The sequence below is a fragment of the Streptomyces sp. NPDC014991 genome, from assembly GCF_043080665.1.
In the GTDB taxonomy this organism is placed as follows: domain Bacteria; phylum Actinomycetota; class Actinomycetes; order Streptomycetales; family Streptomycetaceae; genus Streptomyces.
Window position 1 is genome coordinate 101,037 of record NZ_JBIBVY010000016.1, and the last position, 10,757, is coordinate 111,793.

The 10,757-nt window shown below is 72.8% G+C and carries 8 protein-coding genes; 2 read left to right on the top strand and 6 right to left on the bottom strand.

What is annotated here, in order from left to right; genetic code table 11:
- Window positions 1-4: 4 nt before the first annotated feature.
- From ACF1BE_RS24100 to purN, 3 genes are all read right to left on the bottom strand, one after another.
- A complete protein-coding gene (locus ACF1BE_RS24100; protein ID WP_392201087.1) occupies window positions 5-937 on the bottom strand; it encodes a 3-oxoacyl-[acyl-carrier-protein] synthase III C-terminal domain-containing protein in 933 nt (310 codons plus the stop codon).
- Window positions 938-1,357: 420 nt separating this feature from the next.
- A complete protein-coding gene (purH, locus tag ACF1BE_RS24105; protein ID WP_392201088.1) occupies window positions 1,358-2,920 on the bottom strand; it encodes a bifunctional phosphoribosylaminoimidazolecarboxamide formyltransferase/IMP cyclohydrolase in 1,563 nt (520 codons plus the stop codon).
- A complete protein-coding gene (gene purN, locus ACF1BE_RS24110; RefSeq protein WP_392201089.1) occupies window positions 2,917-3,567 on the bottom strand; it encodes a phosphoribosylglycinamide formyltransferase in 651 nt (216 codons plus the stop codon). The genes purH and purN overlap by 4 nt, the downstream gene beginning before the upstream one ends.
- A 370-nt stretch (window positions 3,568-3,937) precedes the next feature.
- Here purN and ACF1BE_RS24115 point away from each other — a divergent pair, with 370 nt between their 5' ends.
- Entirely contained in the window at window positions 3,938-4,960 is a 1,023-nt protein-coding gene (locus tag ACF1BE_RS24115; protein ID WP_392201153.1) for a hypothetical protein, read from the top strand.
- A gap of 44 nt (window positions 4,961-5,004) precedes the next feature.
- On the opposite strand, the gene ACF1BE_RS24120 is transcribed toward ACF1BE_RS24115, so the two are convergent.
- Window positions 5,005-7,098, bottom strand: a complete 2,094-nt coding sequence (locus ACF1BE_RS24120; protein ID WP_392201090.1) for a DUF6350 family protein — start codon at window positions 7,096-7,098, stop codon at window positions 5,005-5,007.
- A 96-nt stretch (window positions 7,099-7,194) separates the two neighbouring features.
- Here ACF1BE_RS24120 and ACF1BE_RS24125 point away from each other — a divergent pair, with 96 nt between their 5' ends.
- A complete protein-coding gene (locus ACF1BE_RS24125) occupies window positions 7,195-8,157 on the top strand; it encodes an RNA polymerase sigma factor (RefSeq protein WP_392201091.1) in 963 nt (320 codons plus the stop codon).
- Between the two features lie 207 nt (window positions 8,158-8,364).
- Here ACF1BE_RS24125 and sucD read toward each other — a convergent pair whose 3' ends face one another.
- Window positions 8,365-9,249, bottom strand: a complete 885-nt coding sequence (sucD, locus tag ACF1BE_RS24130) for a succinate--CoA ligase subunit alpha (RefSeq protein ID WP_392201092.1) — start codon at window positions 9,247-9,249, stop codon at window positions 8,365-8,367.
- A 26-nt stretch (window positions 9,250-9,275) separates the two neighbouring features.
- Window positions 9,276-10,454: an ADP-forming succinate--CoA ligase subunit beta gene (gene sucC / locus ACF1BE_RS24135; RefSeq protein ID WP_392201093.1), complete on the bottom strand. Its 1,179-nt coding sequence runs from the start codon at window positions 10,452-10,454 to the stop codon at window positions 9,276-9,278.
- Window positions 10,455-10,757 lie beyond the last annotated feature (303 nt).

A 10,757-nucleotide genomic window follows, 5' to 3' on the forward strand; every position in this document is an offset into this window, starting at 1 on the left:
GGGCTCAGTGCTCGAAGACCATGGCGGCGAAGGTCGCGCCCAGACCGACGCTGGTCATCAGGTAGCGGTCGCCGGGGCGCAGCCGGCCCACCTCGCAGGCGTGCTGCAGGTTGATGAAGGGATCGGCGCAGAAGCAGTGCCCGGTGTGCGGCACCAGGTCGAGGAAGACCCGTTCCACGGGCAGCCCGAGAGTGCGGCACACGCCGATCCAGGACAGCCGGTTGACGTTGTGCGGCAGGACGAGGGCCACGTCGTCGAGGGCGCAGCCCGCCTCGTCCAGGGCCGCGGTGATCACCTCGCACAGGCCGGGCCCGTACCGGTCCTGGAAGTCCGCGGCGGCCTCGTCGTCCATGATGAACTGGTCACCGAACCGGCTGTGCGTGCGGGCGGCGTAGCCGAGCATCCGGTTGCGGCCGGTGCGGTCGGCGCTGACCAGCAGCGCGGCGGTGCCCTCGCCCATGACGGTGACGTCCGGGATCGACTGGTTGTGGCTGGTGCCGGCCTTCTCGCCGGTCAGTACGAGGGCCAGGGCGTCCGGGTCGGGGTCGGCGGCGAGCAGGGTGCCGGCCAGGTCGACGGCGAGCATGCCGGAGGCGCAGGCGTGCTGGGAGACGACGAATCCGGTGGCGTGGCGCAGCCCCAGCTCGTCCTGGACCGGGCCGAGCGAGGTCAGCGGGTACGGGAGCGGCGCGGGCATGGTGCGCGCCTGCAACACGTACTTGACCCGCTGTTCCTGCCCGCGCAGTTCGGCGAGTTTGGCGACGGCACGCAGCAGCAGCCGCGTCTCGTCGGCCCGCGGGTCGCGACACACCTCCGACAGCCCGTAGAAGCGCTGGTATCGCCGCAACTGTACGTCTGTGAGGCCGAGTTCGCGGTGGAAGCCGGCGATCGGGATGGTGTCGGGAAGACAGCTGGAGACTGCCACGATCGACGTCATGCCCCCACCCTCGCGTCCACCGCTGACGAGGGACTGAAACACTGCTGACCGTTACGCCGGCCACCGCTCCGGACGGTCCGGGTCCGGATGGACAGGGCCGGGACGGGCAGGTCGCGCAGGGCAGTTCGCGGAGGGCGCCGGACACGGGCACGTCGCGCAGGGCAGGTCGCGGAGGGCGACGCCCGGACGGACGGCCCCCGACCGGCCGCAGGCAGGCAGGCAGGGCCCGGAAACGCGTGATCCCGCCCGTCGGAGGACGGGCGGGATCGGACGGACGGCGGCGGGAGCCGCTCCCCGCACCGCGCGGCACGTGGCAGCTCGGTGCGGGAGCGGCCGGGGTACCGCGCGGTGCCGGGCGGCGGCCTAGGGTCTTTCGTTCGGATCAGGCCCGCGAGCCCGGCATGATCCGAACGAGATGGCCTAGTGGAAGAAGTGGCGCGTGCCCGTGAAGTACATCGTCACGCCCGCCTTCTTCGCGGCCTCCACGACCTGCTCGTCACGGATCGAGCCGCCCGGCTGGACGATCGCCCGGACGCCGGCGCCGATGAGGATCTCCGGGCCGTCGGGGAAGGGGAAGAAGGCGTCGGAGGCCGCGTAGGCGCCGCGGGCCCGCTCCTCGCCGGCCCGTTCCACGGCCAGCTTGCAGGAGTCGACGCGGTTGACCTGGCCCATGCCGACACCGACCGAGGCGCCGTCCCTGGCGAGCAGGATCGCGTTGGACTTCACCGCACGGCACGCCTTCCAGGCGAAGGCCAGCTCCCGCAGCTCCTCGGCGGAGAGCGCCTCACCGCTGGCGAGCGTCCAGTTGGCCGGGTCGTCGCCGTCGGCCTGGAGCCGGTCGGCGACCTGGAGCAGCGCGCCGCCGTCGATCGGCCTGACCTCTACCGGGTGGGCGGGGCCGTCGGGGCAGCGCAGCACGCGGATGTTCTTCTTCTTGGTGAGGGCCTCCAGCGCGCCGTCCTCGTAGCCGGGCGCGACGATGACCTCGGTGAAGATGTCCGCGACCTGCTCGGCCATCTCCTTGCTCACCGGGCGGTTGACGGCGATCACACCGCCGTACGCGGAGACCGGGTCGCAGGCGTGGGCCTTGCGGTGCGCCTCGGCGACGTCCGCGCCGATCGCGATGCCGCACGGGTTGGCGTGCTTGATGATGGCGACACAGGGCTCGTCGTGGTCGTACGCGGCACGGCGGGCGGCGTCCGTGTCCGTGTAGTTGTTGTACGACATCTCCTTGCCGTGCAGCTGCTCGGCCGCCGCGAGCCCGCCCTCGCCGGAGGTGTAGAGGGCGGCGGGCTGGTGCGGGTTCTCGCCGTAGCGCAGGGTGTGGGCGCGCTCCAGGGTGGTGCCGAGGAAGCCGGGGAACAGCGAGTCGTCGGCGGGGGCGTAGGAGGACGCGAACCAGGACGCGACGGCGATGTCGTACTCCGCCGTGTGCCGGAACGCCTCGGCCGCCAGGCGCTTGCGGGTGGCGAGGTCGAAGCCGCCGTCCTTCACGGCGTCGAGCACGTCGGCATACCGCTGCGGGCTGGTGACCACGGCCACCGACGGGTGGTTCTTGGCGGCGGCGCGGACCATCGACGGGCCGCCGATGTCGATCTGCTCCACGCACTCGTCGGGCGAGGCACCGGAGGCGACCGTCTCGCGGAACGGGTAGAGGTTGACGACCACCAGGTCGAACGGCTCCACGCCCAGCTCGGCGAGCTGCTCACGGTGGCTGTCCAGCCGCAGGTCGGCGAGGATGCCCGCGTGCACCTTCGGGTGCAGGGTCTTCACCCGGCCGTCCAGGCACTCGGGGAAGCCGGTCAGCTCCTCGACCTTGGTGACGGGGACGCCGGCGGCGGCGATCCGGCCGGCCGTGGACCCGGTGGAGACCAGCTCCACACCGGCCTCGTGCAGCCCGCGCGCGAGGTCCTCGAGACCGGTCTTGTCGTAGACGCTGACGAGCGCGCGACGGATGGCCCGCTTGTTGCTCTCCGCGGTCACTGGATAACTACCTTTCGTCCCTCAATGCGATAGCCGTTGCGGGCGAGCCGCCCCACGACCTCGACGAGCAGCCTTCGCTCGACTTCCTTGATGCGCTCGTGCAGCGCGCTCTCGTCGTCCTCGTCCCGGATCTCCACCACGCCCTGGGCGATGATCGGTCCGGTGTCGACGCCGTCGTCGACGAAGTGGACGGTGCAGCCGGTGACCCTGGCGCCGTACGCGAGCGCGTCACGGACCCCGTGGGCCCCCGGAAAACTGGGCAGCAGGGCGGGGTGCGTGTTCACGAACCGCCCGCCGAACCTCGCGAGGAACTCCTTCCCCACGATCTTCATGAACCCGGCGGACACGACGAGGTCGGGCTCGTACGCCGCCACGGCCCCGGCCAGGGCGGCGTCCCACTCCTCCCGGGAACCGAAGTCCTTCACCCGGCACACGAAGGTCGGCAGCCCGGCGCGCTCGGCCCGGGCGAGTCCCTCGATGCCGGTGCGGTCCGCCCCGACGGCGACGATCCGGGCGCCGTACGCCTCGGCTCCGGTGCGCTCGATCTCGTCCAGCAGCGCCTGGAGGTTGGTACCGGATCCGGAGACCAGCACGACGAGGCGCCTGACCGCTGGGCCGGGAGCTGGGCCGGGAGTGGTGGCGGCCACGGTGGGGCCCTTTCTCGGGAAGCGACGGGTCCGGCCGTTCCCGGCCGGATCGGTTTGTACGGTCGTACGAATGCTTCGCGCCCCCGGATACGGGGAAGTCTACGAAGCGGCCGACCGTCAGCAACGATACCGGCACTCCGGAAGGGCCCCTCGGGACGGGGGGCGGGGCGGACGGTAGCGTTCGCAAGGAGTCTCGAAGGAGCAGCCCCGGGAACGCGGTCGTCGTGCGGTGCGTTCACGGGGTGGAAGCTCACGTCGGACAAGCCGTAGTCATCTAGGGGAAGACGCTCTTTTGATGCCCGATCGCAGCCTGCGACTCCTCACGTTCCCGCCGCGCCCGGTCCAGGGAGGCGTGGCTGGCGCCGCACTGCTGCGGGACCGGCCGACCCCGCCGCCGACGGGCACACCGCACAACGGTTCCGGCCACGGCGACTCGGGACAGGGCGGTTCCGGGCAGGGTGGTTCCGGGCAGGGCGGTTCCGGGTGGGGCGGTTCCGGGTGGGGCGGCCCTGGGCGCGGCGACGCCGGGCAGGGTGGTCCCGGACAGGGCGACTCCGGGCGGAACGGTCCCGGTTCCGTCCGCGGCGACTCCGGTCGGGAGGGTTCCGGTGCCGGGCGGGACGGCGGGCCGCAGGACGGCAATCCGTTCGCGCCGCCGCCGGAGGGCGCGCCGGACCGGCCGTGGCAGCCGCGGCACCCCGCCGGGCCGTCCGGCCAGGGTCACGGTCACGGTCACGGTCCAGCCTCTGGGCAGGGGCCGGGCTGGGGACAAGGCGCGGGTCCGGGGCAGGGGCCGGGCTGGGGGCAGGGTCCGGGTCCCGGGCAGGCTCCGGGGTCCGGGCAGGAGCCCGGGGACGGCTCTTCCCCGGGAAGTCAGTGGAGCGATCACCAGCCCGGCCGTTCCCCCGGCAACTTCGGCGAACGACCCGGCGGTGGCCCCCAGGGCCCCGGCGGACCGACCGGCCCCGGCATGCGCTGGGACCCGGCGGACCCGGCCCAGCGCCGTGCGCGGTACGCCCTGCTCTCCGGCATGTGGGCCGTCTTCTTCGTCCTGTTCAGCTGGCCATACGTGGCCCTGCTGCTGGGCGCGCTGGCCCTGTACTGGGGCAGCAGCGCCCTGCGCGCCAAGCCGCGCCGCCCGGCGCCGGACGCCCCAGGCGCACCGGGCGGCACGGCGGCCCCCAACGGCCGGCCCCAGACGACAGCGGCCGTCAGCGGCCTGGTCACGGCATCCCTGGCCCTGGTCCTGGTGGCCTCGACGTTCACCGTCCAGCTGGTCTACCGCGACTACTACACCTGCGTCGGTGACGCCCTGACCCACGAGGCCAAGCAGTCCTGCGAGACCCTGCTGCCGCATCAGCTGCGCGGCGTGCTGGGCGTGGAGAACAGCTGAGTCCGCGGCACCGCCGGCACCGGTGGCGGCCCGGTGCGGGCACCTCACGGCTCGGAGGTGTCCGGACGGCGGGCCGGGGGCAGCTCGTCCGCGCCCCCCGCGCCGTCCGCGTCGTCCATGCCTTCCACGCCCCCCGTGCCGGCATCGGTGTCGGTGTCGGTGTCGGAGTCGGAGTCGGAGTCGGTGTCGGTCTCGGTCTCGTCGGGAATGGCCGCGGCCGCCTCCTTCAGGGCCGCCCAGCGGGAGGCACGGGCGACGTCGTTGTGCCATTCGGTGGGGAAGGGCTCGCTGAACGCGGTCGGGAAGGGATCGTCGGCCGGGAGGAAGTCGTACAGGTCCCCCTCGGCGGCCGCGGCCGTACCGGGCACGGCCGCGGCACGAGCGGACGCCTTCGCCTTCTGCCCCCGCCCCTCCTTGCGCGCACCCTTCCCCCCGCGCGTGCTCTTCTGCGAACCCGCGCCGTTCTCGTGCCTCGCGCCTTTCTCGTGCGCGCCTTTCTCGTGTCCCGCGCCTTTCGCAGGTCCCGCGCCTTTCTCGGTTTCCCTGCCGTCCTTCCTGCCGGTCCGCCTGGCCCTGGCCCAGAATGCGAGTCCGCCCGCCGCCCCGCCCGCCGGGACCGGCACCCCGTCGGAGGACGCCGCCCCGTCGGCCCTGGCCGCTTCCGGCACCGTCGCCGTCCCCCCTGCCCGCGCCACGTCCCCCGCGTCACCCGCCTGCACCGCATCGCCCGCCTTCACCGGGCTACCGGAGCCCTTGCCGCCCGTCGCCACCCTGGCCCCCGGCTTCGTGTCCCGCGCCGGGAGCGCCTCGCCGCGGGTGCGCCGGACCCGCAGCCGCCAGGCCCGCGCGGTCAGCGCCACCGGCAGCGCGAACGTCACCGTCCAGACCCCGGCCGCCGCCCCGGTCTGCCACCACACCGGGCCGAGGCGGGCCAGCAGGGCCACGCCCAGTGGGCCACCGGACAGTGCGGCGAGCAGGGCGAGCGTCACCGCGCAGACCGTCGCCGCCAGCAGGACCACCCCGGCGGTCCGGGCGGCCGGCCAGCGGGCGGGTGCCGGTCCACCGGGCCCGGGCCGCCCCACGGCCGCCCGGGCCACGAACCACCCCGCCGTCGCCCCGGCCACCACCGGGAGCAGCCCGGCCGCCCAGTTCTGCTGCGTCCCGGGACCCGGGTCCGGCACCGCCGCCAGCAGCGGGAACGGTGGCAGCAACGGGGCGGGATCGGAGAGGAGCGGGTGGACCGGATGCCCGGTGCCGAGGACGAAGCCGGGTCCGAGGGCGTACGACGCGGCCCACACCGCCGCGTTGGGAAGCAGCGCGATGCCGAGCAGCAGCACCGCGAACCGTCCCGTCCAGCCCTCCGTCAGCTGTACGAAGGAGGCCCGCGCCGGCTCGCCGTGCCATACCAGTGACACGCCGACCAGCAGCGCCCCGCCGCCGACGAGCACGGCCGTCGCGGCACCGGCCGCGCGTACGGCCGCTCCCAGCCGCGCCCGCGCGTCACCGCCGAACACCAGCCGCCGTACCGGGCCCGGCACGACCACCAGCGCGCGCAGCACCGGTTCGCGCGGACAGCCGTACGCCGACCACACCCCGAGACCCGCCGCGCCGGCCACGACGAGCGGCAGACACGCCGTCACCCAGGGCCACCGGGGACTCAGTTCGCCGCCGGCGTCGTACAGCGTCGCCGCGGCGCCGACGGTCAGATAGCCGAGGACCACGCCGGTCCACGCCGTACGCGCGGGCACCGGTGGCGGGCCGTCCGGCTCGGCCGACGCGTCGGTGGCGTCCCGTGCCGCCCGGTACACCAGCCACACCGGCAGCATGACCAGCAGCAGCGGGGTGATGCCGACGGGCAGGGGCGCACCGGAGAGGGTGCCGGTGCGGACCAGTTCCACGCCGTGCGCCAGCAGCCACAGGGCGGCGGCGATGTGCAGCGCACCGTCCGGTCCGCTGTCGGGGTACGGCGAGCTGACCCACAGCACCATCACCAGCACGGCGGACGAACCGAGTCCGAGTCCGGCCGCGACGGCCCCGCCCAGCAGGCTCGCGGCCAGGCCGGGTGAGCGGTCACGCATCCGGGTGCGCAGGGGTGGCAACGACGAGCGGCGCGCGGTCATCTGGATCACGCACGCCATGCTCCCAACGACACGCGCTTTCCCGTCGTAACAGGCGAACCCCCGCTGTGTCGCCCAATATATGTTTATGTTCTTTATCGCACGGAAGGGTGCACGGTGACGACGCAGAGCCCTGCCAGCCCGCTGCCACCGCCGAACGGACACCGCCGCCTGCACCGGCGCAGATCACTGACACCGGCTCAGCCCGCCGTGGCGCAGCAGGCGTCCGGGAGCGCGGGCCAGGACGGACCCGGCCTCGCGCCCCTGACACCCCAGTCCCAGCCCCTGACGCCCTCTCAGGCCTTCGACGCGCTGTACGCCTTCTGTGCCCCCGCCCTCGTACGCCAGACGTATCTGCTGACCGGGCGCCGGGAGCTGGCCCGGGAGGCCGTGGAGCGCGCCTTCCAGCTGGCCTGGCAGCGCTGGTCCGAGGTGGCCAGGGACCGCGACCCGGCCGGCTGGGTCCGGGCGGTGGCGTACGACTGCGCGCTCTCCCCCTGGCACCGCTTCCGCCCCCGCTACCGGCACCCGGAACCACCGCCCGCCGACCCCGCCGACCGCGCGCTGCTGCACGCCCTGCTCAAGCTCCCGCCGACGTACCGGCGCACGCTCGTCCTCTACGACGGCGTCGGCCTCGACCTGCCGGAGACGGCGGCCGAGACGGAGGCGAGCACACCGGCCGCCGCCAAGCGGCTGACCCACGCCCGCCAGGCGGTGGTCGCACTGCTGCCGGAACTGGCCGACACGGCCGTACTCCACCGCCGTCTGCTCGAACTGGCCTCGACCGAACGGCTGCGCGCGCCCCGGCCGACGACCGTACGGACCGGCAGCGAGCGCCGGAACGTGTTCTGGACCCGGGCGGCCATCGCCTTCACGGTGACGATCATCGGGGCGACGACGCTCACGCTGCGGACGGCACCGACGCGGTACGAGGCACCGGTCGCCCCGGCACAGGCGGTCCAGGGAGTCCCGCCACCGGCGGGAATGGGCCCGCTGTCCCGGACCGAACTGGTGCTGCGGGCGAAGCTGCACCGGTCGGAGGCGAGCGGCCCGGAAAGGCTGGTGCCGGAACCACGGTGAACGCGCGCCGGCGGAGGCGGGGCGGACCGACATGAAGCGGTGCGGGCCGCGGGATGCCGGACAGCCGGCGTGACGCGGGACGGACCGGCGTGACGCGCGGCCGGCGTGACGCGGGACGGACCGGCGTGACGCGCGGCCGGCGGGCGAGAACGGCGGCAGGCCCGCCCCGACAACGGGAACGGGCCTGCCGGCATGCGGCTGGGAGACTCAGGCGCTGAGGATCTCCCGCGCCAGCTTGGCCGTCTCGGTCGGCGTCTTGCCGACCTTGACGCCCGCGGACTCGAGGGCCTCCTTCTTGGCCTGCGCGGTGCCGGAGGAACCGGAGACGATGGCACCCGCGTGGCCCATGGTCTTGCCCTCGGGCGCCGTGAAGCCCGCGACGTAACCGACGACCGGCTTGGTCACGTTCTCCGCGATGAACGCGGCCGCCCGCTCCTCGGCGTCGCCGCCGATCTCACCGATCATCACGATCAGGTCGGTGTCGGGGTCGGCCTGGAACGCGGCGAGCGCGTCGATGTGCGTGGTGCCGATGATCGGGTCGCCACCGATGCCGACGGCGGTCGAGAAGCCGATGTCCCGCAGCTCGTACATCATCTGGTACGTCAGCGTGCCGGACTTCGACACCAGGCCGATGCGGCCCGGCTTGGTGATGTCGCCCGGGATGATGCCGACGTTCGACTGACCCGGGGTGATGATGCCGGGGCAGTTCGGGCCGATGATCCGGGTCTTGTTGCCCTTCTTGCCGGCGTACGCCCAGAAGGACGCCGTGTCGTGCACGGCGATGCCCTCGGTGATGACGACGGCCAGCGGGATCTCGGCGTCGATGGCCTCGACGACCGCGTCCTTGGTGAACTTCTCCGGCACGAAGATGACGGAGACGTCGGCGCCGGTCTTCTCGACGGCTTCCTTGACGGTCCCGAAGACGGGTACCTCGGTGCCGTCGAAGTCCACGGTCTGACCCGCCTTGCGCGGGTTCACGCCGCCCACGACGTTCGTGCCGTCACCGAGCATGAGCTTGGTGTGCTTCATGCCGGTGGCACCGGTCATGCCCTGGACGATGACCTTGCTGTCCTTGTTGAGCCAGATAGCCATGGTGGTGTGAGTCCTCGTCCTCGTGCTTACTTGGCGGCGGCCAGCTCGGCGGCCTTGTCGGCCGCGCCGTCCATGGTGTCGACGCGCTGCACCAGCGGGTGGTCGGCGTCCGTGAGGATCTTCCGGCCCAGCTCGGCGTTGTTGCCGTCGAGGCGGACGACGAGCGGCTTCTCGACCTTCTCGCCGCGGTCCTCGAGGAGCTTCAGGGCCTGCACGATGCCGTTGGCGACCTCGTCACAGGCGGTGATGCCGCCGAAGACGTTCACGAAGACGGACTTGACGTCCGGGTCGCCCAGGATGATCTCCAGGCCGTTCGCCATCACCTGGGCGGAGGCGCCGCCACCGATGTCCAGGAAGTTGGCGGGCTTGACGCCGCCGTGCTTCTCACCGGCGTACGCGACGACGTCCAGGGTGCTCATGACGAGACCCGCGCCGTTGCCGATGATGCCGACCTCGCCCTCGAGCTTGACGTAGTTCAGCCCCTTCGCCTTGGCGGCCGCCTCGAGCGGGTTGGCGGCGTCCTTGTCGTGGAGCTCTTCGTACTCGGGGTGACGGAACTCGGCGTTCTCGTCCAGCGACACCTTGCCGTCGAGGGCGATGACGTCACCGGAGGCGACCTTCGCGAGCGGGTTGACCTCGACGAGGAGGGCGTCCGACTTGATGAAGGTGTCCCACAGCTTGATCAGGACGTGTGCGACCTTGTCCGCGACCTCGGCCGGGAACTTGGCGGCCTCGACGATCTCGCGGGCCTTGGCCTCGTCCACACCGTCGATGGCGTCGATCGCGATCTTGGCGACGGCGTCCGGACGGGTGGCCGCCACTTCCTCGATCTCCATGCCGCCCTCGACGGAGGCGATGGAGAGGAAGGTGCGGTTGGCACGGTCGAGGAGGAAGGAGACGTAGTACTCCTCGACGATCTCCGGAGCGGTCTCGGCGATCATGACCTTGTGGACCGTGTGGCCCTTGATGTCCATGCCGAGGATGTCCGTCGCGCGGGCGACGGCCTCGTCCGGGGTGGCGGCCAGCTTGACGCCGCCGGCCTTTCCACGACCACCGACCTTCACCTGCGCCTTGACGACGGACTTGCCGCCCAGCCGCTCGGTGATCTCGCGCGCCGCCTCAGGCGTGTCGATGACTTCACCGGCCAGCACCGGTACATCGTGCTTGGCGAAGAGGTCCCTCGCCTGGTACTCGAACAGGTCCACGCGCTTCCGTCCCTATCAGTGATCTCGCGGTTCGTTGGATGCGTGGGCGTGCCGCGAAGGGCAACGTGACGTCCGCTGTCACTAGGGAAGCGCACACGGTGTCCGAGCGCGCGGCATGTCCGTCTCGCAGGTTATCGCTGCTTACGGGGGCCCCCTAAATCGCGGGTCACACCTGAGCGGTGATACCTGTCACATGATGCCGGTTTTCCTGGCACGGGGTGCCGAACACGGGCCGGCACGGGTGCCGGGCAGGCGATCCGCCAGGCCTCACCGGGCTGCGGACGACCCGTGTCCGCCGGTTCC

Bases quoted from the DNA above. Each gene is read 5' to 3' on its own strand.
- ACF1BE_RS24100 (WP_392201087.1), bottom strand. From the start codon at position 937: ATGACGTCGATCGTGGCAGTCTCCAGCTGTCTTCCCGACACCATCCCG.
- sucD (WP_392201092.1), bottom strand. From the start codon at position 9,249: ATGGCTATCTGGCTCAACAAGGACAGCAAGGTCATCGTCCAGGGCATG.
- ACF1BE_RS24120 (WP_392201090.1), bottom strand. From the start codon at position 7,098: ATGGCGTGCGTGATCCAGATGACCGCGCGCCGCTCGTCGTTGCCACCC.